This is a genomic window from Rhizobium sp. WYCCWR10014 (genome assembly GCF_001657485.1).
In the GTDB taxonomy this organism is placed as follows: domain Bacteria; phylum Pseudomonadota; class Alphaproteobacteria; order Rhizobiales; family Rhizobiaceae; genus Rhizobium.
In genome coordinates, this window is record NZ_LXFU01000045.1 from 204297 (window position 1) to 230472 (window position 26176).

Sequence of the window (26176 nt, forward strand, 5' to 3'; positions counted from 1 at the left end):
AAAAAATGCCGCTTGATTTCTTGCAGGAAAAATGTAGGAACTTTCTACACATCTTGCAGAACTTATGCAAGATAGTTCTGAAGCCCCTTTTCAGCGCAGGAGCCATCGATGACCGCGACCAGCCTTACCGACCGGAAGAACGCCGCTATTTCACGCGGCGTCGGCATGACCACTCAGATCTATGCCGATCGTGCAGAGAATGCGGAGATCTGGGACAAGGAAGGCCGCCGCTACATCGATTTCGCCGCCGGCATCGCCGTTCTCAATACCGGCCACCGCCATCCCCGGGTCATCGCAGCGGTCAAGGATCAGCTCGACCGCTTCACCCATACCTGCCATCAGGTGGTTCCCTACGAAAGCTACGTGCACCTTGCCGAACGGCTGAACGCGCTGCTGCCTGGTGATTTCGAGAAGAAGACGATTTTCGTCACGACGGGCGCCGAAGCGGTCGAGAACGCCGTCAAGATCGCGCGCGCCGCAACCGGCCGCTCGGCCGTCATCGCCTTTGGCGGCGGCTTCCATGGCCGCACCTTCATGGGCATGGCACTGACCGGCAAGGTCGTGCCCTACAAGGTCGGCTTCGGCGCGATGCCGGGCGACGTGTTCCATATTCCGTTCCCGGTCGAGCTGCACGGCGTCACCGCCGATCAGTCGCTGGCGGCGTTGAAGAAGCTCTTCGCCGCCGATGTCGATCCGCAGCGCGTCGCCGCCATCATCATCGAGCCGGTGCAGGGCGAAGGCGGCTTCTATGCGGCCCCCGCCGCCTTCATGAAGGCGCTGCGCGAGCTCTGCGACCAGCACGGCATCCTGCTGATCGCCGACGAGGTGCAGACTGGTTTTGCCCGCACTGGCAGGATGTTCGCAATGGATCACCACGAGGTGGCGCCTGACCTGACGACGATGGCAAAGAGCCTGGCCGGCGGCTTTCCGCTCGCCGCCGTCACCGGCCGCGCCGAAATCATGGATGCGCCGGGACCGGGCGGGCTCGGCGGCACCTATGGCGGCAATCCGCTGGGTATCGCGGCCGCCCATGCCGTGCTCGACGTCATTGTCGACGAGGATCTCTGCAACCGGGCCAACCAGCTCGGCGGGCGGCTGAAGCAGCGGCTGGAATCGTTGCGCGAGACGGTGCCGGAGATCGTCGATATCCGCGGGCCGGGCTTCATGAACGCCGTCGAATTCAACGACCGGACGACGGGACTGCCGAGCGCGGAATTCGCCAACCGGGTGCGGCTGATCGCGCTCGACAAGGGCCTGATCCTGCTCACCTGCGGCGTCCACGGAAACGTCATCCGCTTCCTCGCGCCGATCACCATTCAGGACGAAATCCTCGGCGAAGCGCTCGATATTCTCGAAGCCTCAATGCTGGAGGCGAGCGCGGGCAAGTGACCGCACCGGAACCGGATTTCAATGGCTGCCGGCAACCGGCAGCCGCACTCCCAAGGAGGATATGACATGGCTTTCACCACCGCACTGACCAAGCACGTTCCCTTCTCCTCGCCGTTTCTGCGCGATGCCGGCTATATCGACGGGGTCTGGACATCAGGCGATGCCACGAGGACTTTCGACGTGCTGAACCCGGCAACCGGCGAACTGCTCGCCTCGCTGCCCGATATGGGTGCGGCCGAGACCCGGGCAGCGATCGATGCGGCCCACGCAGCCCAGCCGGGCTGGGCTGCCCGTCCGGCCAAGGAGCGCAGCGCGATCCTGCGCAAATGGTTCGACCTGATGGTTGCCAATGCCGAAGAACTCGCGGCGATCCTGACCGCCGAAATGGGCAAGCCGTTCCCGGAAGCGCGCGGCGAGATCCTTTATGCCGCGGCCTATATCGAATGGTATGCGGAAGAAGCCAAGCGCATCTACGGCGAGACGATCCCCGCGCCTTCCGACGATAAACGGATGATCGTCATCCGGCAGCCGGTCGGCGTCGTCGGCACGATCACGCCGTGGAATTTCCCGGCGGCGATGATCACCCGCAAGATCGCCCCGGCGCTTGCCGTCGGCTGCACCGTGGTCTCGAAGCCCGCCGAACAGACGCCGCTGACGGCGATCGCGCTTGCCGTACTCGCCGAGCAGGCCGGCATTCCGGCTGGCGTCTTCAACGTCATCGTCGGGGTCGACGGCCCGGCAATCGGCCGCGAGCTCTGCTGCAATGAAAAGGTGCGCAAGATCAGCTTCACCGGTTCGACGGAGGTCGGCCGTATCCTGATGCGGCAGTGCGCCGACCAGATCAAGAAGGTGAGCCTGGAGCTCGGCGGCAACGCACCCTTCATCGTCTTCGACGATGCCGATCTCGACGCTGCCGTCGAGGGCGCGATCGCCTCCAAATACCGCAATGCCGGCCAGACCTGCGTCTGTGCCAACCGCCTCTATGTCCAGTCGAACGTCTATGACGCCTTTGCGGCCAAGCTTGCCGCCAAGGTCGCCGAGATGTCGGTCGGCGACGGCTTCAAGCCGGGTGTCGTGATCGGGCCGCTGATCGATGCGCAAGGCCTCGCCAAGGTGGAAGATCATGTCAGCGACGCGCTTTCCAAGGGCGCCAAGGTGCTGACCGGCGGCAAGCGCATCGACGGCGCCGGCACCTTCTTCACGCCGACGGTGCTGACAGGCGTTGCGCGCGGCATGAAGGTGGCGCGGGAGGAGACCTTCGGGCCGGTGGCGCCGCTCTTTCGCTTCGACACGGTCGAGGATGTCATTCAACAGGCCAACGACACGGAGTTCGGTCTCGCCGCCTATTTCTATGCAGGTGATCTGAAGAAGGTCTGGCGGGTGGCGGAAGCGCTGGAATACGGCATGATCGGCATCAATACCGGCCTGATGTCATCCGAGACCGCGCCCTTCGGCGGCATCAAGCAATCCGGCCTCGGCCGCGAAGGCTCGCGGCACGGCGCCGACGACTATCTGGAAATGAAATATCTCTGCATTGGCGGCGTCTGATCCGTCACATCACGGTGCAAAAAGCACCCCGGGCACGCGGCATTGCGCCGCGTGTCGTCAATAGTGCGGCGGGCGGGTGATCGCTGGCGCGTCAAGCGACTGCTCCTCCAGCGACAGGAAGCGTTCGGTCAGCCGGTCGAGCTTGGTGCGCATCTGCTCGACGGTCTTCCATTGCTCGGCGAGCTGATCGGAAAGCTCTTCGATCGTCTTTGCCTGGTGGGCCAGCATTTCTTCCAGCCGGGTAATTTGGTTCGTCTCGTCCGACATCGATCCTCCTTTGCCGAAACCGGCAGAACAGATGGTTCTGCAAAGCGGAAATAGGCCGCCTCGTCAATGCTTTCCATGCCCGGTGCAGCCATGCGCAAAACTGTACCGTTTGGTTACTAAAAGACCTTGCCGCGCCTGATGTTGTGGGGTAGGCCGTTATCCATCAGGGAGGAATACTGATGGATGCAGGAAACGGCTTTCTTCATCCGGACCGGCTTTTTCCGGCTGATCCGGCAACACGGACCATCGCGCGAGACCTCTACGAGACGGTGCGCAATCTTCCGATCGTCAGCCCGCACGGGCATACCGAACCCTCCTGGTTCGCCGACGACAAGCCCTTCGAAGATGCAGCCTCGCTGCTGGTCATTCCCGATCACTATCTCTTCCGCATGCTGCACAGCGTCGGCGTCACCTTGGACGAGCTCGGCGTGCCGCGTCTCGACGGCAAGCCGGTGGAAACGGGACGGGCGATCTGGCGGACATTTGCCGCACATTATCATCTCTTCCGCGGAACGCCTTCGAGCCTCTGGGTCGACCACGCCATGTCGGCCGTGCTTGGCTGCACCGAGCCGCTGACATCAGACAATGCCGATGCGCTCTACGACCATATCAATGCCCAGCTTGCCCTTCCCGAATTCCGCCCGCGCGCGCTGCACCAGCGATTCGGCATCGAAACGATCGCGACGACGGATGGCGCGCTCGATCCTCTGGCGCATCACCAGAAGATGGTGGCCGACGGATGGATCGGCAAGGTGCGCACGACCTACAGGCCGGACAGTGTCACCGATCCCGACGCCGTCGGCTTCCGCGACAATCTCATCAAGTTCGGAGAGATCACCGGCACCGACGTGACGCGCTGGGACGGTCTTATCGAGGCACATCGGCGCCGACGCGCCTATTTCCGCCAGTTCGGCGCCACCGCAACCGATCACGGCGTGCCCACAGCCTTTACATCAGATCTGCCGCTTGCGGAAAAGCAGGCGTTGCTCGAGAAGGCGCTGAAGGGTCCGCTTTCGGCCGGGGAGGCCGAGCTCTTCCGTGGCCAGATGATGACCGAGATGGCCGGGCTTTCGGCTGAGGACGGCATGGTGATGCAGATCCATGCCGGCTCCAGACGCAACACCGACCGCGGACTTTTCTCGACCCGAGGCCCCAATATGGGCGCCGATATCCCGACAAGCACGGATTGGGTCGGCGGCTTGAATGCCCTGCTGTCAAAATATGGCCACGCACCGGGTTTGCGTGTGCTGCTCTTCACGCTCGACGAGACGACCTATGCACGAGAGCTGGCGCCCATGGTCGGCCATTGGCCCTGCCTGATGATCGGCCCGCCCTGGTGGTTCTACGATAGCCCGAACGGCATTCGGCGCTACCTCGACCAAGTCGTCGAGACGGCGGGCTTTGCCAATATGGCGGGTTTCAACGACGATACGCGCGCGCTGCTTTCGATCCCCGCGCGGCATGACGTCTGGCGCCGCGAGGTCTGCCGCTTCCTGGCCCAGCTTGCTGCCGAGCATCGGATTTCCAAGCGGGAAGCCGAGATCGTCGCGGGCGAGCTCTCCTATGGTAATGCAAAGAAGGCCTACAAGCTGTGAGCGAACGACTGCAGACCCTTTCCGGCCTCGCCCCGACGGCGAAGCTCCCCGCCTATGACCGCAACCAGCTGAAAAGCGGCATCCTGCATCTTGGGCCGGGCGCCTTTTTCCGCGCACATTTCGCGCCGTTTACCGATGCATCACTTGCCGCAGAGGGCGGAGACTGGGGTATCGAGGTGGCGAGCCTGCGCACTGCCGATGTCGCCGATCACCTCAACGAGCAGAACGGCCTCTATACGATGCTGATCCGCGATACGTCGGGCACGACAGCGCAGGTGATCGGTCCCATTCGGCGGGCGCATGTGGCGACACGCGATCCGGCAGGACTGCTCGATCGGCTGGAAGACCCCGCGATCCGCATCGTCAGCCTGACGGTGACGGAAAAAGCCTATGGCATGGACACCGCGACGGGAGGGCTCGACCTCAACCATGCCGATGTGGCGGCCGACCTTGCCAACCGCCATGCGCCGCGCGGTGTCATCGGCTATCTGGTCGAGGGACTTTCCCGGCGCCGGGAGAAGGGCATCGCCCCCTTCACACCGCTCAGCTGCGACAATCTTCCGAGCAACGGTGCCGTTCTGAAACGGCTGGTTCTCGATTTTGCCGAACGTGTCGACCCCTCGCTTCGTCAATGGATCGAGGCAAATGTGCCCTTCCCCTCGACCATGGTCGACCGCATCACGCCGGCCAGCACCGAGGCGACCTACCAGGATGCCGAACGGCTGACCGGACGGCAGGATCTGGCGGCGATCGAGACCGAACCCTTCACGCAATGGGTGATCGAGGATCATTTCGCCAATGGCCGGCCGGCCTGGGACAAGGCCGGCGCGCTGATGGTCACCGATGTTTCGGCTTACGAGAAGATGAAGCTCCGTATGCTGAATGGCGCGCACTCGCTGCTCGCCTATCTCGGTTACATCGGCGGCTATGAATTCATCCGCGACGTGATGGACGATGCAGCCCTGGCAGCACTTGCCTACCGCCATATGCATGCGGCCGCGCGTACGCTCGATCCGGTTCCCGGCATCGACCTCGATGACTATGCCAGCGAATTGATAGCGCGCTTTGCAAACAAGGCGATCGCACATCGCACCTATCAGATCGCCATGGACGGCACGCAGAAGCTGCCGCAGCGGCTGCTGGAACCGGCAAGCGAGGCTCTGGCACATGGCGACAGGGCAGAGACCTATGCGATCGCCGTTGCGGCATGGATGCGCTATGCGATCGGCGAGCATGGCAATGGCGAGCGCTACGAGCTGCGCGATCCTCGTGCTGGCGAAATCGCCGCCCTCATCGCCGATGTCCCGCGCACCGGCCTGGCGATTTCAGCGGCTCTCTTCACCCTTCCCGGACTTTTCCCGACGGCTTTGACAGGCCACCGGGCCTGGACGCAGGATGTGGCTGACAAGCTGGAGATCCTGATCCAGGACGACCGGTTGCCGCTATTTTGAGATTTGGAGCTTGCTGGCAAAGAGGGGGGTACCAAACGGCACGCCCTCTCCCGGGTTACCTGTATTGTCAGGCCTTCACCCGCGCCATATCGGGATCGTAGAGCGGCGATAGCGATACCTTGCAGGGGATGCGTTCCCTGGCGACATCGAGCTCATAGGTGCCGGAGAGGACGAAATCCTCGGTCACGCCGTCGGGCTTGCGAACGTAGCCATAGCCGATCGGCTTGCCGAGTGTATAACCGAAGCCGCCGCTCGACAGCCAGCCGACGCGCTTGCCGTCGCGATAGATCGTTTCGCGGCCGAGCAGCACGGCATCGGCATCCTCCGGAATGAAGCAGGCGAGGCGCTTCTTGACGCCTCCCGAAAGCTGCCGCTCGATCGCCTCACGGCCGCGGAAGGCAATATTCTTCCGCATTTTCACCGCCCAGACGAGACCGGCTTCAACAGGCGTATGGTCGGGACCGATATCCGAGCCCCAGGCGCGATAACCCTTTTCCAGGCGGCAGCTCTCAATGGCGCGGTAACCGGCATTGACGAGGCCGAGTTCACCGCCTGCGGCCATCAGCACGTCATAGACCGTGGTCGCATACTCGACGGGAACATGCAGTTCGTAGCCAAGCTCCCCGACATAGGTGATGCGCAACGCCCGCACCGGGCAGCCTGCAATGCCGATGGTCCTGACCTTGCCGAAGGGGAAGGCCGCATTCGAGACGTCGCTGGCCGTCACCTTTTCCAGCACGGCGCGGGAATTCGGTCCCATCAGCGACAGCACGGAATAGGTGGATGTGACGTCGACCAGCTCGGCCTGCATCGCCGCCGGGATATTGCGTGCGATCCAGTCGAAGTCATGGGTGGCGAAGCCGGTACCGGTGACGATGTAATATTCGTTCTCGGCGATGCGGGCGACCGTCACGTCGCATTCGATGCCGCCCTTGTCGTTCAGCATCTGCGTGTAGACAAGCGATCCCACAGGCCTTGCGACATCATTGGCGGCGATCCAGGACAGCGCCGCCTCGGCATCCCTGCCCTTCAGCACGAATTTGGCAAAGGAGGTCTGGTCGAAGATGACGGCCGCTTCGCGCACGGCCTTGTGCTCGCGGCCGACGGCGTCGAACCAGTTCTGCCTGGTGTAGCTGTAGATATCCTTCGGCTCCTCGTTGGCGAAGAGATCGGCAAACCAGTTCGGCCGCTCCCAGCCGAGCTTTTCACCGAAACAGGCGCCCTGCGCCTTCAGCCGGTCATAGAGCGGCGATTTGCGGCAGGGGCGACCGCTCGAATGTTCCTCGAACGGCCAGGCCATGGTGTAATGTTTGCCATAGGCTTCGAGCGTGCGTGTCCGCACCCAGTCGGTATCGAAATGCGGCCGGCCGAAACGGCGGATATCGACCGGCCAGAGATCATAAGGCGGTTCGCCCTTCGTCACCCATTCGGCAAGCGCCATGCCGGCGCCGCCGGCAGAGGCTATACCGAAGGCGTTGAAACCGGCGCCGACGAAGAAATTCTTCAGCTCCGGGGCTTCGCCTAGAATGAAGTTGCCATCCGGCGTGAAGCTTTCCGGGCCGTTCAGCAGCTGCTTGACGCCGACATTTTCCAGCGCCGGAACGCGGCCGAGCGCCTGTTCCATGATCTGTTCGAAATGGTCGAAATTGCTGTCCAGCAGCGTGTAGTGGAAACCTTCGGGGATGCCGTTCTTCGCCCAGGGAATGGGGTTCGGCTCGTAGCCGCCCATGACGATGCCGCCGACCTCTTCCTTATAGTAGGTCAGGCGATCGGGATCGCGCAGCGTCGGCAGGTTGGAGGGCACGCCGAAAGATTCTGTGATGATGTATTGATGCTCGACGGAGACAAGCGGCACGTTGACGCCGAAGCGGGCGGCGAAGGCGCGCGTCCATTGGCCGGCGCAGACGACGACGCGCTCGCATTCGATGCGCCCTTGCGCCGTGACGACGGCACGAATCCTCCCCTTGTCGACTTCAAGGTCGAGGACTTCGGTATCCTCGAAGATCGAAACGCCCGACATGCGGGCGCCCTTTGCCAGCGCCTGGGTAATGTCGGAGGGATTGGCCTGGCCGTCGGTCGGGAGGAAGGCGGCGCCGACGAGATCGTCCACCGTCATCAGCGGCCAGAGATCGAAGGCTTCCTGCGGGGTCAGCAATTGCATTTCGAGGCCGAAGGACTGGGCGGTGGTCGCCTGGCGCCTGACCTCGGTCCAGCGTTCCTCGTTGCAGGCAAGGCGCAGGCCGCCATTCATCTTCCAGCCGGTGCCGAGACCCGTTTCCTCTTCCAGCCGCTTGTAGAGATCGACGGAATAGCCAAGAAGCTGGGTGATGTTGGCGCTGGTGCGCAGCTGGCCGACGAGGCCGGCGGCATGGAAGGTGGTGCCCGAGGTAAGCTTCTTGCGCTCCAGCAGCACGGTATCGGTCCAGCCGAGCTTGCCCAGATGATAGGCCGTCGAACAGCCGATGATGCCGCCGCCGATGACCACGGCTTTCGCCGTCTTCGGTAATTCCTTCGTCATTTACTGGTCCTGTTCAAAGGCTTGATAGGCGCGCTCAAAGCGCGAGAGATTTTCGGCCGTATAGCCGGCGTAATCGAAATCGATGGTGGAATGAATTTCCGAAATCATGCTCCAGAGCGTCTCGCGCAGCAGCGAGGCGCATTTCATCGCGGCATAGCGCCGGCTGAGATCATCGGTCAGCGGCCGGTCGAAATAGATCTCCAGCATCGTGCGCTCGGCCACTTCCGAGAGGTCGTTGTTGGAGGCCAATCCGCCAAGATCGAAAAGCGGTGTGTTGAAACCGGCATAGTCCCAGTCGATCAGCCAGAGCCGTTTGCCGTCATCGAGAAAGTTGGCGGCCAGCAGGTCGTTGTGGCCGAAGGCGATCTCGAAAGGCCCCGCCGCTTCTTCTAGCGTCTCAGCCCTGCCGACGAGCCCCGGCAACAGAGGAAGATAGCTGCTCTCCGACGCCTTCAGATTGGCGGCGTAATCGCGGATGACATGGAAAACCCAGAAGATCATCGCCTGGCCGCGAAAATGCCGGGCGATGTCGCGGTGGCAGGCGCGCACCAGCGGCAAGACCCGGGCCAGCATTTGTGGCGCCCTGATATCCTCCGGCGAAAGCGCCCGCGCCTCGATATATTCGAGCACCAGCACGCCCGGCGAATGGTGGATGACCGCTGGCGAAATGCCGGCCGCATGGGCCGCAAGGCTTGCGGCAAGCTCGTTCTGCCTGTTGATGTGATGGATCGGGATATCGGTGCCGAGTCTCACCACGCAACGCGCGACGGCATCGCTGACCAGATAGTTCCGATTGGTGATGCCGCCTGCTATGGGCGAAATGTCGATCGGGCCCTGCCAGATGCCGAGCGCATGAATCCTATCTTCAGGCGTCATGCTATCCCCCTTGCCCTCTGGAAATGATGGGGCAGAGGGGGATCGGCTGTCAAGCAGCGGGATTAGATCGTCTTGCCGGACGCGTCAAAGACGTGACAGCGGGCCGGATCGAAGGAAGCCTTCACATTGGCGCCGCGCTCCACCTTCTGCTGGCCGTCGAGCGCAACAGTCAGGAGCTGGTTATCCGGCGTCGTGGTGTAGAGCATGGTGGCGCCGCCGAGATTTTCAACGAGATCGACGTTGACGGTCGAGAGCGCGATTGCACCTTCGGCCAGCGAAAGATGCTCGGGACGGATGCCGAAGGTGACGTCCTCTCCCGCCCCGCCGTTCAGGCGGCGCGGCAGGCGGACGGAATTGCCGCAGACATGGATGCTGGTTTCGGTCTCGCCGACCTGCTCGATGCGGGCCTTCAGGAAATTCATCTTCGGGCTGCCGATGAACCCGGCGACGAAACGGTTGGCCGGGTTGTTGTAGAGATCGAGCGGCGCGCCGACCTGCTCGATACGGCCGGAATTCAGCACCACGATCTTGTCCGCCATCGTCATGGCTTCGACCTGGTCATGGGTGACATAGATCATCGTATTGCCGAGGCTGCGGTGCAGGCGGGAAATCTCGACGCGCATCTGCACGCGCAATTCGGCATCGAGGTTCGACAGCGGCTCGTCGAACAGGAAGATACGCGGCTCACGCACGATGGCCCGGCCGATGGCGACACGCTGGCGCTGGCCGCCGGAGAGCGCCTTCGGCTTGCGCTCCAACAGCTTCTCGATCTGCAGGATTTCGGCGGCGCGCTTCACCTTCGGCTGGATCTCGGCCTTCTTGTAACCCGCCGTCTCCAGGCCGAAGGCGAGGTTCTTGTAAACCGACATATGCGGATAGAGCGCGTAGGACTGGAAAACCATGGCGATGCCGCGCTTGGCCGGCGCCACCTCATTCATGCGCTCGCTGTCGAGCAGCAGCGCTCCGCCCGAAATCTCCTCGAGGCCGGCAATCATGCGCAGAAGGGTCGATTTTCCGCAGCCGGAGGGGCCGACAAAAACGACGAATTCGCCGGGATCGATCGTCAGGTCGATGCCATGGATCACATCCATCGCGCCGTAGCGCTTCTCGACCTTCTGAAGAACGACACTGGTTGCCATCTTCTCAAAACCCTCTCTTTTTATTTTGTCGGTTACTTCGTTCTTGCGCGCCAATCGGCGTATTTCGGACTATCGGGACCGACCGGCAGCGGCACGTCAGCGCCGCTGTCGGAAGACTGGTAGATGGCGGTGACGAGTTCCAGCGCACGGCGGGCATCCACCGTCGTCACCGGCAGCGGCGCATGGCCGCTGAGGAAGGCGTGGAACTGGCCCATCTGGGTGGTGAAACGCGGCGCGACTGGCTGCCAGTCGCCAACCACCTTGTCAATCTGCTCCCGCACATCGTCATTCGCGGCGATGATCTTCCAGGGGTCCTTGCCGGGCGTATAGGGCTCGTGGCTGCTCTCGAAAGTGACATTCTCGAAGTGCAGCCTGAGCCGGCTCAACTGTTCCTGCGAACCAAGCGTGCAGGAAAGCGAGACAAAGGCGCCGCTTTCCATCAGCAGGCTGGCAGAGGCACAATCCTCGACCTCGATATCGTTGACGCGGGTGGCGACGCGGCCGAAGACCCTTGCCGCAGGCCCCATCAGATGCATCAGCATGTCGTGCAGATGCAGGGCATGGGTGACGAGAACGCCGCCGAGCTCCGTCGCCCATTTGCCGCGCCAGGGCACAGCGTAATATTCCGGCTTGCGCAGCCAGAAGGTTTCGACCGAAGCGGTATAGGGCTTGCCGGCAATGCCGGCGTCGATGATGCGCTTGGCCTTCTGGATGCCGTCGCCGTAACGGTACTGGAAGATCGGCATCAGCACGCCTTTGGCGGTCTTTTCCGCTGCCATGATGGTATCGACGGCGGCAAGCGAGCCCGTCAGCGGCTTTTCGCAGACGACATGTTTACCGGCAGCAAGTGCTGCGACCACCTGTTCCAGATGGATGCCGGGAGGAGTGCAGATATCGATGATGTCGATCGTGTCGTCGGCCAGCAGCTCCGCAAAGGAAGTGGTACGTCGTTCGATACCGAACTCGTCGCCGACGGTTGCCATGCGCTGTTCGTTCAGGTCGCAGATCGCCACGACCTTGAACTTGTCGGAATGCGGCAGGTAACCCTCGACGATATGGGAGCGGCCGATACCGCAGCCGACGATCGCGACCGTCCTGATGCTCATGTCGCTCTTTCCTGTCATCGCCATCAACGCTTCATGCCTGTCGTGGCGATGCCCTCGATCAGCAGGCGCTGGAAGAACAGGAAGAAGAAGAACACCGGCACGAGCGTCAGGGTCGACATGGCGAACAAACCGCCCCAATCCGATGCGCTGGTCGAGTCGACGAAGGTGCGCAGGCCGAGCTGAATGGTATAGGTGTTCATGTCGTTCAGGTAGATCAGCGGACCGAAGAAATCGTCCCAGGTCCAGATGAAGGAGAAGATGGCGGCCGTTGCCAGCACCGGCAGCGACAGCGGCAGCATGATCTTCCAGTAGATGCGCCAAGCGCTGCAGCCGTCCATCATCGCCGCCTCGTCCAATTCGCGCGGAATGCCGCGGAAGAACTGCACCATCAGGAAGATGAAGAAGGCATCGCTTGCGAGAAACTTCGGCACGACAAGCGGCAGGATGGTGTTGACCCAGCCGAGATCGAGAAAGAGCACATATTGCGGGATCAGCGTCACGTGATAGGGGATCATCAACGTGCCGAGCATGATCGCGAACCAGAAATTCCGGCCGGCAAAACGCAGCCGCGCAAAGGCGAAAGCCGTCAGCGAACAGGCGATGACATTGCCCGTCACCACCAGCACCGAGATGACCAGCGAATTCCAGAAGAACCGGCCGAAGCTGACATCGAGGCCGACCCAACCGCGCGCATAGGAGGAGAAATCGATCGACGACGGGATGAGCGAGGTCGACGAGAAGATCTCGGTCTCCGGCCTGACCGATGCCGAAACCATCCATAACAGCGGATAAAGCATCAGGAGCGAAGCGGCGATCAGCAGGGCATGGATGATGAGCGACGCCGGCAGGCTGCGTTTGGTGATGTCGGATGGCGGCCTGGCCGCAGTGACGGAAGCGGTCATCTCAGTCATCGTAGTGCACCCAATAACGCGAGGTCAGGAAGGAGAAGGCGGTGAAGATCGCGATGATCAACACCAGGATCCAGGCGAGCGCCGAGGCATAGCCCATGCGGAAATTGCCGAAGGCTTCCTGATAGAGGTAGAGCGTGTAGAACAGCGTCGAGTTGATCGGACCGCCGGTGCCGCCGGAAATGATGAAAGCCGGCGTGAAGGCCTTGAAGGCATCAATGGTCTGGACGACGGCATTGAAAAAGATCACCGGCGTCAGAAGCGGCAGCGTGATCTTGTAGAATTGCCGGAACTTGGAGGCGCCGTCGAGGCTCGCGGCCTCATACATATCCTGCGGGATCTGACGCAGGCCGGCCAGGAAAATAATCATCGGCGAGCCGAACTGCCAGACGGACAGCGCCACCAGCGTATAGATCGAATAGTTCGGATGCGAGATCCAGCTCGGACCTTCGATACCGAAATACGAAAGCGCGGCATTGACGAGGCCATCGCTGGCGAAAAGCTGGCGCCAGAGCACGGCGATCGCCACGCTGCCGCCCAGCAGTGACGGCAGATAGAAGATGGCACGATAGACCGACAGGCCGCGCAGGCCGCGGTTCAGCGCCATGGCGACCAGCAATGCGAAAGTCAGCTTGAACGGCACCGAGAAGACAACATAGGTCAGGGTGACATACATGGCGGCCGAGAATTTCGGATCCGCCGTGGCGATGCGCACGTAATTCGCCATTCCCACCCACCGCGGCGACTGAAGCATGTCGAAGTCGGTGAAGGAAAGGTAGAGCGAAATCAGGGCCGGCCCGAGCGTCAGCCCGAAAAAGCCGATGAGCCATGGAAGAAGGAAGAGATAGCCGGGAGCATTGGCATTCCAGAGACGCCTGAGGCGTCCTTCGGCCACGGCCCCCTGATATCTTTCCACATTGATGGCCCCTGCGGGCGTGCGCATCGCATTGCTCATACGGGATCAGCCTCGTGCGAGAATCTGCGTGATTTCAGCGACAAGCTGTTTGCCACCGTCGGAGGGAGACAGCTGTCCGAAGCCGACCTGTTCGGCGATGTTGCGTAACATCAGCTCACCTTCACCGGCGCCGGCCGGCGGCGGCGGCGGCAATTTGCCGGCGAGATCGCCGAGGCCGCTGACATAGGCCAATGCAACCTTGCCATTCTCATCAAGCTTCGCCGCGACGACCTCGCGCATGGCGCTCGATTCCGGAATGCCGCGTTCGACATCCAGAAGCAGCGCTGCCTCGGGGTTCTTGACGAAGAAATTGACGTAGTCCACGGCAAGGTCCACGGCTTTGGACTGGGCGGAGACCGAGAAGAACATCGAAGGCTTGCGATAGTGGCCGCCCTTCGATTCCGGCTTGATGCGCATGTAGTTGGTCAGCGCCAGCTTGTCCTTGTTCATTGCCTGATAGGCGACGAACTGGTTGGAATGGGCAAAACCGGCGGCCGACTTGCCGAGCGAAACCGTGTTGGTGTCGATATCGTTCTTGTCGAGAGCCTGGACATCGGCAGGAACACAGGCGCCGGCCTCCCGGAACTTGGCCCACATGTCGTACCATTCGGAGGCATCGTCCACGTCGAAGGCGATCTTGCCGTCGGCGGTATAAAGCGCCTTGCCGCGCTGACGCAGCCAGTTTTCGAACAGCGGTTCGCCGCCGCTGCCGTCGGCCAAGCCGAACATGCCCTTGCGTTTGCCGGACTTGGTGATCTCCGCACCCATGCGGGCGAACTCTTCCCAGGTGGTCGCCTGGGTCGGCAGATCGACGCCGGCCTCCTTGAAGGCGGTGGTGTTCAGGACCGTGGCGGCCGAATTCGCGCCCAGGCTGACGCCGTAGAGATGGCCGTCGACGCTGCCGCCTTCGATCTGCGCCTTGTCGAAATCGTCGAGGTTGAGTTTGGCCGGCATATAGGATTCGAGCGGGGCGAGCGCGCCGCGCCGCGCATACTGGACGATATAGCGATAATCCATCTGGATGACGTCGGGCGCGTTGCGGCCGGCGACCTGGGTCGCAAGGCGCGGCCAGTAGTCGCCCCAGCCGAGGAATTCGCCGGTGACCGAGGTGCCCGAATTCTTCGATTGATAGAGCTGCGACACCTTGTTGGTGCGGTCGGCGCGCGGCTGCGAGCCCCACCACAGGAGACGCAAGCGCTTTTCCTGTGCCAAAGCGCTGGTTCCCAGCGCCGAGAGCGAAAGGAGCGTGGCGCCTCCCGCAACGAAATTACGTCTGCTTACACGGAATGTCATTTCTTTTCCTCCTCCAAAGGGAAGCGCCTCCACACGCTTCCGAACATAGTTACCCTTGCATAAATAACTAATTGGTTACAAGCTACGGGCAAAGCGGCGAGCGTGTCAAGCGGTGTCGCTCGCGGGGCTTTCAAATTCGGTTTTTACAATTTCGCACCGAAGGCTTATGAGCGCAACATGTGAGACGGAGGTGGAGAAATGAACGACAGCGGGGGGAATGGGGAAAAGAAAAGGTCTCGGCGCCCATCTGCCGAACGGACGGCCCAACGCGATCCGGAGCGGACACGCGCTGCTATCCTTGACGCGGCAACCCGGGAATTTGCCGAAAACGGCATGGGCGGGGCTCGCGTCGATGCGATCGCCGAGCGCGCCGGCACCAACAAGCGCATGCTCTATCATTATTTCGGCGACAAGGAGCAGCTCTACCTCAAAGTGCTCGAAGAAGCCTATGTCGGCATCCGCACCGCCGAGCGCGCGCTGCATATCGGCGACCGCAGCCCGGAGGAAGGCATCGGCGAACTTGCACTCTTCACCTGGCGTTATTTTCTCCAGCATCCGGAATTCCTGAGCTTGCTCGGCACGGAAAATCTGCATCGCGCCCGCTGGCTGCGCCAATCCGTCCGGCTCAAGGAACTGCATTCGCATCTGATCGGCGAGCTTTCGGACGTGCTCGAGCAGGGAAAGAAGCAGGGGGTCTTCATCGAGACCGCCGATCCCCTGCATGTCTACCTGACGATCGCCTCGCTCGGTTATTTCTATCTGTCCAACCAGTACACGCTTTCGACGATCTTTGGCCGCGACCTGATCGAGCCGACCCATCTCAATGCCTGGGAAAGGCATATCGTCCACGTCACGCTCGCCTCGATTAAGCGCTGAATTTCTAAAATCGGATTTGACTATTGACAGCCGCGCCGCTCTTCTGCCATCAAGTAACTGTTTAGTTACCGGCTCGGGAGGACCGGACGAGGATGCCCGCTCCCGCCGCAAAAATCTGCTGGGAGGAAAAAATGGCACGCTTGGGGATCATCTTGCACGGCGTCACCGGCCGCATGGGTTACAATCAGCACCTGGTGCGCTCGATTCTCGCCTTCCGCGATCAGGGCGGCATCACGCTGAAATCGGGTGAGAAACTCGAGATCGACCCGATCATCGTCGGCCGCAACGGCGCCAAGATGGAAGAGCTGGCGAAGAAGCATAACATCAAGCGCTGGTCGACCGATCTCGATGTCGCGCTCGCCAATCCCGACGACACGATCTTCTTCGATGCCGGCACGACGCTGATGCGCGCCGAACTTCTGTCCAAGGCGCTCGATGCCGGCAAGCATGTCTATTGCGAAAAGCCGATCTCCGACGATCTGCAGGTGGCACTCGACCTTGCCCGCAAGGCGCGCGGCTCCGGCCTCAAACACGGCGTCGTGCAAGACAAGCTCTTCCTGCCCGGCCTGCGCAAGCTGGCGCTGCTCAGGGATTCCGGCTTCTTCGGCAAGATCCTCTCGGTGCGCGGCGAATTCGGCTACTGGGTTTTCGAAGGCGATTGGGGCGTGCCGGCCCAGCGCCCCTCCTGGAACTACCGCAAGGGCGACGGCGGCGGCATCATCCTCGACATGCTTTGCCACTGGCGCTATGTGCTCGACAATCTGTTCGGCGAAGTCAAAGCCGTATCCTGCCTCGGTGCTACGCATATTCCGCGCCGCATCGACGAGCAGGGCAAGCCCTATGACTGCGACACCGACGATGCGGCCTATGCGACCTTCGAGCTCGAAGGCGGTGCGATCGCGCAGGTCAATTCCTCCTGGGCCGTCCGCGTCCGCCGCGACGACCTCGTCACCTTCCAGGTCGACGGCACGCATGGTTCGGCCGTCGCCGGTCTGACGAAATGCTGGAGCCAGCACCGCGTCAACACGCCGAAGCCGGTCTGGAACCCGGACCAGCCGCAGACGATCGACTTCTACAAGACCTGGGACGAGGTTCCCGATACGCAGGCCTTCGACAACGGCTTCAAGGCGCAGTGGGAAATGTTCATCCGCCATGTCGTCGAAGACGCGCCGTGGCCCTATGGCCTGGAAGCCGGCGCCAAGGGCGTGCAGCTTGCTGAACTCGGCCTGAAATCCTGGGCCGAGCGTCGCTGGCTCGACGTTCCCGCGCTGGAGTTCTGAGCCGTGACGACGATCAATCTTCCTCTCGACGGCAAGATCGCCCCCTACACGCTGACCGGCACGCCGATCGCGCTCGCCAAGCGTGACGCCAAGGCCTTTCCGCGCATCGCCTTTGCCGCCGCCCATGTCGTCGCCGATCCGCTCGCCGACAACGATCCGTGGCTGACGCCGGCGATCGATTGGGAGCGAACCCTCGCCTTCCGCCACCGGCTCTGGGATCTCGGCCTCGGGGTTGCCGAAGCGATGGATACGGCGCAGCGCGGCATGGGCCTCGGCTGGCCGGAAGCGCGCGACCTCATCCGCCGGGCGCTCAGTGAGGCGGCCGGCCGCAAGGACGCGCTGATCGCCTGCGGCGCCGGCACCGACCATTTGACGCCGGGACCCGACGTGACCGTCGACACGATCCTGAGGGCCTATGAGGAGCAGATCGAAACCGTGGAGGCGGCCGGCGGCCGCATCATCCTGATGGCAAGCCGGGCGCTTGCCGCTGCCGCCAAAGGCCCGGACGACTATATCCGCGTCTATGACCGCATCCTTCGCCAGGTCAAGGAACCCGTCATCATCCATTGGCTCGGCGAAATGTTCGATCCGGCGCTCGAAGGTTACTGGGGCAACAGTGATCATATCCAAGCCATGTCCACCTGCCTCGAGGTGATCGAGGCCCATGCCGACAAAGTCGATGGCATCAAGATCTCGCTGCTCTCCAAGGAGAAGGAAGTGGCGATGCGCCGCCGGCTGCCGAAAGGCGTGCGCATGTATACCGGCGACGATTTCAACTATGCCGAACTGATCGCCGGCGATGAAGAGGGCCATTCCGACGCACTGCTCGGCATTTTCGATGCGATCGCGCCGGCTGCCTCGGCAGCCCTCGAAGCGCTCGGTCGCAAGAGCAACCATGAATTCTTCGATCTGCTGGAGCCGACCGTGCCGCTATCGCGCCACATCTTCAAGGCGCCGACCCGCTTCTACAAGACCGGCGTCGTCTTCCTCGCCTATCTCAACGGCCTGCAGGACCATTTCGTCATGGTCGGCGGCCAGCACAGCACCCGCTCGCTGACGCATCTGGCCGAACTCTTCCGCCTGGCCGACAAGGCACGGGTTCTGGCCGATCCCGAACTTGCCGCAAGCCGCATGCGCCAAGTGCTCGCCGTCCACGGCGTCAACTGAAGCGCTGAGGTGATGGGAGGAGAATGATATGCAGGTCGAAGGACTTTCGATCAACCTGGCGACGATCCGGGAGCAATGCGGTTTTGCGCAGGCCGTCGATATCTGCCTGAAACACGGTATCACCGCGATCGCCCCCTGGCGCGACCAGGTCGCCAAGGTCGGTCTCGACGAGGCGGTGCGTATCGTCAAATCGAACGGCATCAAGCTGAGCGGTCTTTGCCGCGGCGGCTTCTTCCCGGCGGCGAACGATGCCGACTGGCAGAAAAACCTCGACGACAACAGGCGGGCCATCGATGAGGCGGCAGCGTTTTCCGCCGATTGCCTCGTGCTCGTCGTCGGCGGTCTGCCTGATAGTTCGAAGGACATCGTCGCCGCGCGCCGAATGGTGTTCGACGGCATTGCCGCCGTTTTGCCGCATGCGCAGGCTGCCGGCGTGAAGCTCGCCATCGAACCGCTGCATCCAATGTATGCCGCCGACCGTGCCTGCGTGAACACGCTCGGTCAGGCGCTCGATATGTGCGAACAACTCGGGGAGGAGGTCGGCGTTGCGGTCGATGTCTACCATGTCTGGTGGGACCCCGATCTTGCCAACCAGATCGCCCGCGCCGGCCGCATGAAACGCATCTTTGCCCATCACATCTGCGACTGGCTGGTGCCGACAAAGGACATGCTCCTCGACCGCGGCATGATGGGCGATGGTGTGATCGACCTCAAAGGCATAAGACGGATGGTGGAGGCCGCCGGTTTCTTCGGCGCTCAGGAGGTGGAGATCTTTTCGGCCGAAAACTGGTGGAAACGCCCGGCCGACGAAGTGATCGCCACCTGCGTCGAGCGCTTCAGGAGCTGCTGCTAAAGCATGTCGCGCAAAACTGTGCAGCGGTTTTGCGCGACATGCGACGACCCAAAGACCTAAAGCGGGGCCAAGCGAATCTGAAAGATCGCGACGCGCTTTAGGCCTGATTTCAGTATTTGTTTCATCACGCATGCAGGAGGATCATTCGATGGAGAAACGCCGTTTTGCCCTGATCGGTACGGGAAACCGCGGCACCACCATGTGGGGCAAGGATCTGCTTGCCGGCTGGCGCGAACATGTCGACCTGACCGCGATCGTCGAGAAGAATTCGCTGCGCGGCGAGCGCGCCCGCAACATGATCGGCAGCAATGCGCCGCTCTACGAAAACATCGATTCGATGCTTGCCGAGCAGAAGCCGGATCTCGTCATCGTCTGCACACCCGACCATACGCATGACGATATCGTCGTGCGGGCGCTGGAGTCCGGCATCGACGTCATTACCGAAAAACCAATGACGACCTCGGTCGAAAAGATTCGCCGGATTCTGGATGCCGAAAAGCGCACTGGTCGCCGGGTCGACGTGTCCTTCAACTATCGCTATGCGCCGACGGCTGCGAAGATCAAGGAATTGCTGAATGCCGGCGAGATCGGCCGGGTCACCTCGGTCGATTTTCATTGGTATCTGAACACCAAGCACGGTGCCGACTACTTCCGCCGCTGGCATGCCTATACCGAAAATTCCGGCAGCCTGTTCGTCCACAAGGCGACGCATCATTTCGATCTGCTGAACTGGTATCTCGACAGCGATCCCGAGTCCGTCACCTCCTTCGCCGACCTGCAGAATTACGGCCGCAAGGGCCCGTTCCGCGGTCCGCGCTGCAAGCTCTGTCCGCATACGCATGAATGCGACTACTATCTCGATATCGAGGCCGATCCCTTCCTCGATTCGCTTTACGAGGATCCCTCTAAGATCGACGGCTATTTCCGTGACGGTTGCGTCTTCCGCGAGGACATCGACATTCCCGATACGATGGTGGTGTCGCTCCGTTACCGCAACAACGTCCATGTCTCCTATTCGCTGAACACCTTCCAGCCGATCGAAGGCCATCACCTTGCCTTCAACGGCACCAAAGGGCGAATCGAGCTTCGTCAATATGAGGCCCAGCCCTGGGAAGAGCCGAAGGAGGACACGATCCTCCTCATCCGCAATTTCCCGAACGGCAAGGAGGCTGTGGAGCGCATCGTCGTTCCGCATTTCACAGGCGGCCATTACGGCGGCGACGACCGAATGCGCAACATGATCTTCAAGCCCGAAATGGAAGACAAGCTTGCGCAACGCGCCGGCACGCGGGCGGGCGCCATGTCGGTGCTCTGCGGCATTGCGGCGCTGACAAGCTCGCGCACCGGCAAGGTGGTCGATATTGCCGATCTCATGCCTGAACTTGCCAATGACGGTTCGCCAAATTCGCTGAGAACGTCGCGCTGATACCCTTCGCCTGGGCCCCTTGACGCGCCTCAGGCGATGTTTTCGAGATTTGCCTGATGGATCTGGTAGAGCAGCGGCTGGCCGGTCACGAAGCGCTCTATCTCATCCACCGCCATCTCGCCGAGGCGCGCCCGTTCCAGCCCGATGGCGCCGGCGATATGCGGCGTCAGAAAGACGTTCGGCAGATCGTAGAAAGCAGAACCTGCCTCCGGGATTTCCGGATCGGTGACATCGAGGACCGCGTCGATACGGCCGGTCTTCAGCACCGAAAGCAGGGCGGCCTCATCGATGAGAATGCCGCGCGCCGTGTTGACGAGCGTCGCGCCGTCCTTCATCAGCGACAGCCTTCGCGCATCGATCATATGCTGCGTCGAGGGCAGCGACGGCGCATGCAGGGAAACGATATCCGCTTGCCGCATCAATTCGTCGAGATCGACCTTTTCCGTTCCCAGGTCGGCTGCCTCGGCGGCATCAAGCGTCGGATCGGAGAGCAGCAGTCTATAGTCAAAGGGTTTCAAGAGCTCGATCACGCGCCGGCCGATGCGCGAAGCGCCGACGATGCCGACAGTGCGGCGGTAGTTTCCGATCGCTTCGCGCTGCATCAAATGTGTGCGGTTGCGGTTTCGGTCGGCAACATAGAGATCGCGGAAACGGAAAACACGCTTGCCGGCGAAAATGATCGCCGCCAGCGTGAATTCGGCCACCGGCACGGCGTTGGCCTCGGCCGAATGGCTGACCGGGATACCGGCTTCGAAGATGGCGTCGTCGATGACGCCCTTTACCGTGCCTGCCGCATGAACGATGAACTTGAGATGCGGCGCCGCGGCGGGGATTTCAGGCCCGACATAGGGTCCGCCCCAGCCGGTGATCAGGATTTCCGCCTCGGCCAGCAGACGTTTCGCACGCTCGTCGTCGAAGCGCTGCAGCGGCTTGGAATCCAGCAGCCGACCGATGCCGCTCAGCCGGCGCAGGACCTCATCCGGCAGCACATGCTGCGTGCGCGACGGTTGCATGGCAAGGATAATGGCCGGCTGGCTCATGGCATTTGTCCGGGCGCTTCGATGGCGCTGACTGTCACGCCCTTTTCCCTCACCAGGGCCTCCAGCGTTGCAATGTCAGGCGCTTTCGGCGGTCTCGTCCAGGCAGATGAGAGGGCCGCGGGATCGTCAAGCGCCAGCACTGCCGTCACCAGGATGGTTTCACCGGCCGGAATCTGCCCGCGCAGCTGCGGCACCAGGGTTTTCGCGACGATCACATTGGTGTTGGGCATTGCCTTCTGGACGAGGCCCGAACGTTTGACCGAGGAGCCGAGGTCGAGAATGCCGGTGAAATCGGCTTCGCCGACCGCATAGGCAATCCCACCCGAAGCGAACAGCGTATCGAGCTCGAAGTCCCGGCGGCCGATGGCAAATCCGCCTTCTGCAATCCGCAGCGGTCGGCTTGTCCTGATCCGGTGGAGGCGGATATGCCACGGTGCGGCGGGCACGAGCCAGGTTTCGACGTCGACATCGGCAAAAGGCGACCATTTCGCAAACAGCACCTCGCCTGCGATCTTGGCTTCCTCATTCGTTTCGCGCACGCGGTAGTGCAGGCCGTCATCGCTGAAGGCAAGCGCTGAATCGAAGGCGGCAAGCGCAAAGGCACGCTCATCGGCCTCGACGCTGAAGCCGTAGCGGGCGGAATAGGCGAACTTCGCGTATTTTTCCGTGCCGCACCGCATCTGCAGGTTTTCCTGGCCGGAAGACAGCGCCACGACATCGCCGCCCGCCCGCATGATCACCATGCCGGGATGGCGCTGGGAGACGATGTCAGGTGCTTGCTCCGGCACTTTCTCCTTCGCGGTCCAGAATGGGTGATCCTCAGCGATCGCCAGCGGCAGGAAGGCCTTGAAGGCCCAGTAGGGCGAGCCGGCGGAATTATAACTCTCCGACATCAGCAGGTTCGGATAGCCGAAACCGATCGACAGCACGCCGTCACGATCGGCAATCGGCTTGTCCTTCCACCAGCGCAGATGCTGCAGGCAGAGATGCTTGACCTCCCCCCAGGGCAGAGCCTCGACATCGGCAAAGGCGAGCGCCGACCAGAAACCGGCGCAGGCAAAGCGATAGGTCAGGCTGCGGCCGAAGGGGATCGTCGCCCCGTCGGCGGCAAACCAATGCCGGAAATCCCGGGCGAAGAGGACCGCGCGTTCGCGGTAACGCTTCGCATAATCGTCGTCGACGAGCTTCGAATAGATCAGGCCGTAGAAATGCATGGCGAAGGGAATGTAGTGATCGATGCGGCGGACGTTTCCGTCGCGATACCAGCCGTCGCCGATATAGAAGCCTTCGAGTTCTTCCAGATATTTCCGTGTCAGGCTGCGGTCGAAATCGGCGCCGAGACGATCGAGCGCGATATCGACGAAGATCCGGAAGAATTTCCAATTGTTGTCGGCATAGTCGAACTGCCTGGCATGCTTGAGATAGGCGATGACATTGCTGCGGGCGCGCGCATCGAGCGGCTCCCAGATCTTTTCCGGCACCAGCGCCAGGGCAAAACCGAGAGCGGCAAGCTCGACCATCCGCTGATCGCGGCCATTGACCGTTCCCCAATATTCCGGATGGGCGGGATCGGTGCCGTTTGCGAGACCTTCGGCGAAACGATGCCAGTGGGCGAAGTCGCCGTTGCCGGCGCCAAACGGCGCCAATCCCCAGAGGGGGCGGGCGAACCCTTCCAGATCGGCCGCCGCCCGGTCGAAATGGGCGCCGCCGCCATTGAGCGTGACGCGGGCATTGCCGTTCGAGAAACAGGCAAGCAGCGGATCGAAGAGCGCAAGCAGGGCGCGGCTCATATCGGCGCGGGTTTCCAGCGGATTGCCTGCGAGCGGGTTGGCGCTGGCGGGATCATAGGTCATCGGTATCACTCACGGGTTCTAGAGAATGATGCCGAAAAGTGTGAGCGGTTTTCGGACGACATCATGCTCTAACTATTTAAATTAGAACAGGATTCAGATTTTAGGCCGACTCAGCCTAAATCATCCTGTTCTAGATGTTCGGAACGGTCCCTCCCGGAATGGGAACGACCGCCTGGCAGATGTGACGCGCAGAGGCCGTCCTGTTGCGGAAACGGGACAGCATCAGCGAAACGGCTTCGCGCCCGAGGGCGGCGCGGTCGACACGCATGGTGGACAGCGCCGGATTGGTCATCAGCGCGCAGGGCAGATCGTCGAAGCCGACAATCGCGAAATCCTCCGGCACACGCAGCCCGGCCTCGGTGACGGCCTCGAGCACGCCGACGGCGATGAAATCATTCATGCAGAAGGCGGCGGTAAAACCGGCATTCTCGGCAAGTGCTTCTGCCGTGCGTTCATGCGCCTCTCGGCTGGCGCTGCCTTGTAGGGCCAGGGACACGAGGCGGCCCTCGGCGCCGGCGACGGCGTTAATCGCCGCCTCGAAACCGCGGACGCGCTCCCGAATCGTATGGCGGTGAGAGCCGCTCAGATGCAGGATGCGGCGATGGCCGGCCTTTATCAGCCGGCTGGTCGCCTCATAGGCGCCAAAGAAATTAGCCGGCGAAACGCCATCGAACTGCATCCTGGGATCGGTGCCGTTGACAAGAACGGTGGGCGTCATGCTGGCTTGCAGCCAGTCGCGCAACATCTCGTTCGGATCGATACCAACGAGAAAGAGACCTTCAGCGCCTGCGGTCTGCATATAGTCGCGCACTGCATCCGGCGTAGTTCGATCCTCGCGGACCAGCCGGACTTCGAAGGGCATGCCCGCTTCGGCAGCGCCGGCGCGCAGGCCGTCGACGATGGCTTCATAAAAGACGCTGAGGGTGCCGGTGACGCCGTCGCTGGCAATCAGCGCCAGCCCGCCCGCAACGGCTTCGGAAGCAGGCTTGACGGGATAACCGTTCTCGGCTGCCACCTTCAATATCTGCCGGCGCACGCTTTCGCTTATACCAGGTTCGTTGGCGAGCACGCGTGACACCGTGGAGACCGAGACGCCGGCCAATATGGCTATATCGGCCTGACGCGGCCGTCTGATTTTTTGGTCGTTCATGGGGCAAACATTATGCAAATAATGCAAATTTGCAAGAAAATGATTGGTTCTTGCAATAAAAATTTTTTTGCGTACTCTATTTGCTGAAATGCCCTGACAAAGCCATTGGAGGATGGCAGCGGGCATAGTGGAACAAGGAGGATATCATGCAGGTCAATCGCCGTTCATTCCTGATGGGTTCAGCCGGTGCGGCCGCCGGCATCGCCTTCGGCGCCGGAAGCGCCATTCCGGCCCTTGCCGAAGACGCACAGCTGCGCGCCATGTGGTGGGGGTCCAACGACCGCGCCAAGCGCACGCTCGAGGTCGCCAAGCTCTATCAGTCGAAATCGCCTGGTGTCACTGTCGTCGGTGAATCGCTTTCGGGCGACGGCTACTGGACAAAGCTCGCAACGCAGATGGCCGGCCGCTCGATCGCCGACATCTTCCAACTCGAGCCGGGAACAATCTCGGACTATTCGAAGCGCGGCGCCTGCCTGCCACTCGATGAATTCGTCCCCTCCGCACTGGACGTCCAGTCCTTCGGCGCCGACATGCTGAAACTGACCACCATCGACGGCAAGCTCTATGGTGTCGGCCTCGGCCTCAACTCCTTCTCGATGTTCTTCGACACAGTCGAATTCGAGAAGGCGGGCATCCCTCTGCCGACCCCCGACCTCACCTGGGATGAGTATGCCAAGCTCGCCGTAGAACTCTCCAAGTCCTCCGGCAAGAGCGGCGGCCCCTATGCGGCACGCTACGCCTATGTGTTCGATGCCTGGCTGCGCCAGCGTGGCAAGAGTCTTTTTGCCAAGGAAAGCGTTGGGCTCGGCTTCACGGCCGACGATGCCAGGGAATGGTTCGACTACTGGGAGAAGCTGCGCAAAGCGGGTGGCACTGTTGCTGCCGACGTGCAGACGCTCGATCAGAACACGATCGACACCAATAGCCTTGGTCTCGGCAAATCGGTGATCGGCATGGCCTATTCAAACCAGATGATCGGCTATCAGCTGATCATCAAGAACAAGCTCGGCATCACCATGCTGCCGCGTGAAAAGAAGGGCGGTCCATCCGGCCATTATTACCGTCCGGCATTGATCTGGAGTGTGGGGGCGACGACCAAGCACGGCGAAGCTGCCGCGAAGTTCATCAGCTTCTTTGTCAACGATCCCGAAGCCGGCAAGATTCTCGGTGTGGAACGCGGCGTGCCAATGTCGCCTACCGTGCGCGAAGCCATCCTGCCGCAGCTTAACCCGACGGAGCAGGAGACGATCAAATATGTGAACCTGCTCAAGGATCAGGTCGGCGAATATCCGCCGCCGGTGCCGATGGGCGCAACCCAATTCGACCAGCGTGTGCTGCGTCCGATTTGTGACGAACTCGCCTTCGAACGGGTCTCGCCCGCCGATGCGGCAACCCGGCTCATCGAAGAGGGTAAGGCAACGATCAAGGGATGATCGGTCGCCGGACGTGAGAGGAAAGGCCCGCAACACCCCGGCGGGCCTTTCTG

The 26176-nt window shown here is 61.8% G+C and carries 21 protein-coding genes; 10 read left to right on the top strand and 11 right to left on the bottom strand.

Going from position 1 to position 26176, the window contains the following annotated elements:
* Positions 1–108 precede the first annotated feature (108 nt).
* Positions 109–1389: a 4-aminobutyrate--2-oxoglutarate transaminase gene (locus tag A6U98_RS25000; protein WP_064653662.1), complete on the top strand. Its 1281-nt coding sequence runs from the start codon at positions 109–111 to the stop codon at positions 1387–1389.
* A gap of 66 nt (positions 1390–1455) precedes the next feature.
* Positions 1456–2937 carry an NAD-dependent succinate-semialdehyde dehydrogenase gene (locus A6U98_RS25005; protein ID WP_064653665.1) on the top strand — a complete coding sequence of 494 codons (1482 nt, stop codon included), beginning with the start codon at positions 1456–1458 and terminating at the stop codon, positions 2935–2937.
* A 57-nt stretch (positions 2938–2994) separates the two neighbouring features.
* On the opposite strand, the gene A6U98_RS25010 is transcribed toward A6U98_RS25005, so the two are convergent.
* Positions 2995–3204: a SlyX family protein gene (locus tag A6U98_RS25010; RefSeq protein ID WP_064653667.1), complete on the bottom strand. Its 210-nt coding sequence runs from the start codon at positions 3202–3204 to the stop codon at positions 2995–2997.
* A 179-nt stretch (positions 3205–3383) separates the two neighbouring features.
* On the opposite strand from A6U98_RS25010, the gene uxaC reads away from it, so the two are divergent.
* Together uxaC and A6U98_RS25020 are read left to right on the top strand one after the other, a co-directional pair.
* A complete protein-coding gene (uxaC, locus tag A6U98_RS25015) occupies positions 3384–4799 on the top strand; it encodes a glucuronate isomerase (RefSeq protein WP_064653669.1) in 1416 nt (471 codons plus the stop codon).
* The gene (locus tag A6U98_RS25020; protein WP_064653671.1) at positions 4796–6250 is read left to right on the top strand and encodes a mannitol dehydrogenase family protein; all 1455 of its coding nucleotides are present in this window, start codon (positions 4796–4798) and stop codon (positions 6248–6250) included. The genes uxaC and A6U98_RS25020 overlap by 4 nt, the downstream gene beginning before the upstream one ends.
* 67 nt (positions 6251–6317) lie before the next feature.
* Here A6U98_RS25020 and A6U98_RS25025 read toward each other — a convergent pair whose 3' ends face one another.
* The 7 genes from A6U98_RS25025 to A6U98_RS25055 form a co-directional block, all read right to left on the bottom strand.
* Positions 6318–8768, bottom strand: coding sequence for an FAD-dependent oxidoreductase (locus A6U98_RS25025; RefSeq protein ID WP_064653672.1), 2451 nt, complete (start codon positions 8766–8768; stop codon positions 6318–6320).
* Positions 8769–9644 (bottom strand): choline kinase family protein, encoded by an 876-nt coding sequence (locus A6U98_RS25030; protein ID WP_064653674.1) that lies wholly within the window; start codon positions 9642–9644, stop codon positions 8769–8771. It lies immediately after the preceding gene.
* 62 nt (positions 9645–9706) lie between these two features.
* Positions 9707–10783 carry a sn-glycerol-3-phosphate ABC transporter ATP-binding protein UgpC gene (gene ugpC / locus A6U98_RS25035; protein WP_064653676.1) on the bottom strand — a complete coding sequence of 359 codons (1077 nt, stop codon included), beginning with the start codon at positions 10781–10783 and terminating at the stop codon, positions 9707–9709.
* A gap of 32 nt (positions 10784–10815) precedes the next feature.
* A complete protein-coding gene (locus A6U98_RS25040) occupies positions 10816–11913 on the bottom strand; it encodes a Gfo/Idh/MocA family oxidoreductase (RefSeq protein ID WP_184499407.1) in 1098 nt (365 codons plus the stop codon).
* Positions 11913–12791: a carbohydrate ABC transporter permease gene (locus A6U98_RS25045; RefSeq protein WP_064653678.1), complete on the bottom strand. Its 879-nt coding sequence runs from the start codon at positions 12789–12791 to the stop codon at positions 11913–11915. The genes A6U98_RS25040 and A6U98_RS25045 overlap by 1 nt, the downstream gene beginning before the upstream one ends.
* Position 12792: 1 nt before the next feature.
* Positions 12793–13752 (bottom strand): sugar ABC transporter permease, encoded by a 960-nt coding sequence (locus tag A6U98_RS25050; RefSeq protein WP_064653680.1) that lies wholly within the window; start codon positions 13750–13752, stop codon positions 12793–12795.
* Positions 13753–13758: 6 nt separating this feature from the next.
* Positions 13759–15045 carry an ABC transporter substrate-binding protein gene (locus A6U98_RS25055; RefSeq protein WP_064653682.1) on the bottom strand — a complete coding sequence of 429 codons (1287 nt, stop codon included), beginning with the start codon at positions 15043–15045 and terminating at the stop codon, positions 13759–13761.
* A gap of 198 nt (positions 15046–15243) precedes the next feature.
* Between A6U98_RS25055 and A6U98_RS25060 the strand changes: the two genes are divergently transcribed.
* From A6U98_RS25060 to A6U98_RS25080, 5 genes are all read left to right on the top strand, one after another.
* Complete coding sequence (locus A6U98_RS25060) at positions 15244–15921, top strand: TetR/AcrR family transcriptional regulator (RefSeq protein ID WP_064653684.1); 678 nt, start codon at positions 15244–15246, stop codon at positions 15919–15921.
* A 131-nt stretch (positions 15922–16052) separates the two neighbouring features.
* Positions 16053–17201, top strand: coding sequence for a Gfo/Idh/MocA family oxidoreductase (locus tag A6U98_RS25065; RefSeq protein WP_064653686.1), 1149 nt, complete (start codon positions 16053–16055; stop codon positions 17199–17201).
* 3 nt (positions 17202–17204) lie between these two features.
* Positions 17205–18368, top strand: coding sequence for a dihydrodipicolinate synthase family protein (locus tag A6U98_RS25070; protein WP_064653688.1), 1164 nt, complete (start codon positions 17205–17207; stop codon positions 18366–18368).
* Between the two features lie 28 nt (positions 18369–18396).
* Complete coding sequence (locus A6U98_RS25075) at positions 18397–19221, top strand: sugar phosphate isomerase/epimerase family protein (protein ID WP_064653690.1); 825 nt, start codon at positions 18397–18399, stop codon at positions 19219–19221.
* 148 nt (positions 19222–19369) lie between these two features.
* Positions 19370–20647, top strand: coding sequence for a Gfo/Idh/MocA family oxidoreductase (locus tag A6U98_RS25080; protein ID WP_064653692.1), 1278 nt, complete (start codon positions 19370–19372; stop codon positions 20645–20647).
* Positions 20648–20676: 29 nt separating this feature from the next.
* Here the strand turns inward: A6U98_RS25080 and A6U98_RS25085 are convergent, their stop codons facing one another.
* From A6U98_RS25085 to A6U98_RS25095, 3 genes are all read right to left on the bottom strand, one after another.
* Positions 20677–21687 carry a hydroxyacid dehydrogenase gene (locus A6U98_RS25085; protein WP_064653694.1) on the bottom strand — a complete coding sequence of 337 codons (1011 nt, stop codon included), beginning with the start codon at positions 21685–21687 and terminating at the stop codon, positions 20677–20679.
* Positions 21684–23540, bottom strand: coding sequence for a DUF2264 domain-containing protein (locus A6U98_RS25090; protein WP_064653695.1), 1857 nt, complete (start codon positions 23538–23540; stop codon positions 21684–21686). The genes A6U98_RS25085 and A6U98_RS25090 overlap by 4 nt, the downstream gene beginning before the upstream one ends.
* A 130-nt stretch (positions 23541–23670) precedes the next feature.
* On the bottom strand, positions 23671–24690 hold the full coding sequence (locus A6U98_RS25095; protein WP_064653697.1) for a LacI family DNA-binding transcriptional regulator: 1020 nt from the start codon (positions 24688–24690) through the stop codon (positions 23671–23673).
* Between the two features lie 146 nt (positions 24691–24836).
* On the opposite strand from A6U98_RS25095, the gene A6U98_RS25100 reads away from it, so the two are divergent.
* Complete coding sequence (locus tag A6U98_RS25100) at positions 24837–26123, top strand: ABC transporter substrate-binding protein (protein ID WP_064653700.1); 1287 nt, start codon at positions 24837–24839, stop codon at positions 26121–26123.
* Positions 26124–26176 lie beyond the last annotated feature (53 nt).

Coding starts and splice junctions, on each gene's coding strand:
- A6U98_RS25000 (WP_064653662.1), top strand. CDS start 109: ATGACCGCGACCAGCCTTACCGACCGGAAGAACGCCGCTATTTCACGC.
- A6U98_RS25005 (WP_064653665.1), top strand. CDS start 1,456: ATGGCTTTCACCACCGCACTGACCAAGCACGTTCCCTTCTCCTCGCCG.
- A6U98_RS25010 (WP_064653667.1), bottom strand. CDS start 3,204: ATGTCGGACGAGACGAACCAAATTACCCGGCTGGAAGAAATGCTGGCC.
- uxaC (WP_064653669.1), top strand. CDS start 3,384: ATGGATGCAGGAAACGGCTTTCTTCATCCGGACCGGCTTTTTCCGGCT.
- A6U98_RS25025 (WP_064653672.1), bottom strand. CDS start 8,768: ATGACGAAGGAATTACCGAAGACGGCGAAAGCCGTGGTCATCGGCGGC.
- A6U98_RS25030 (WP_064653674.1), bottom strand. CDS start 9,644: ATGACGCCTGAAGATAGGATTCATGCGCTCGGCATCTGGCAGGGCCCG.
- ugpC (WP_064653676.1), bottom strand. CDS start 10,783: ATGGCAACCAGTGTCGTTCTTCAGAAGGTCGAGAAGCGCTACGGCGCG.
- A6U98_RS25040 (WP_184499407.1), bottom strand. CDS start 11,913: ATGGCGATGACAGGAAAGAGCGACATGAGCATCAGGACGGTCGCGATC.
- A6U98_RS25045 (WP_064653678.1), bottom strand. CDS start 12,791: ATGACCGCTTCCGTCACTGCGGCCAGGCCGCCATCCGACATCACCAAA.
- A6U98_RS25050 (WP_064653680.1), bottom strand. CDS start 13,752: ATGAGCAATGCGATGCGCACGCCCGCAGGGGCCATCAATGTGGAAAGA.
- A6U98_RS25055 (WP_064653682.1), bottom strand. CDS start 15,045: ATGACATTCCGTGTAAGCAGACGTAATTTCGTTGCGGGAGGCGCCACG.
- A6U98_RS25060 (WP_064653684.1), top strand. CDS start 15,244: ATGAACGACAGCGGGGGGAATGGGGAAAAGAAAAGGTCTCGGCGCCCA.
- A6U98_RS25065 (WP_064653686.1), top strand. CDS start 16,053: ATGGCACGCTTGGGGATCATCTTGCACGGCGTCACCGGCCGCATGGGT.
- A6U98_RS25075 (WP_064653690.1), top strand. CDS start 18,397: ATGCAGGTCGAAGGACTTTCGATCAACCTGGCGACGATCCGGGAGCAA.
- A6U98_RS25080 (WP_064653692.1), top strand. CDS start 19,370: ATGGAGAAACGCCGTTTTGCCCTGATCGGTACGGGAAACCGCGGCACC.
- A6U98_RS25085 (WP_064653694.1), bottom strand. CDS start 21,687: ATGAGCCAGCCGGCCATTATCCTTGCCATGCAACCGTCGCGCACGCAG.
- A6U98_RS25090 (WP_064653695.1), bottom strand. CDS start 23,540: ATGACCTATGATCCCGCCAGCGCCAACCCGCTCGCAGGCAATCCGCTG.
- A6U98_RS25095 (WP_064653697.1), bottom strand. CDS start 24,690: ATGAACGACCAAAAAATCAGACGGCCGCGTCAGGCCGATATAGCCATA.
- A6U98_RS25100 (WP_064653700.1), top strand. CDS start 24,837: ATGCAGGTCAATCGCCGTTCATTCCTGATGGGTTCAGCCGGTGCGGCC.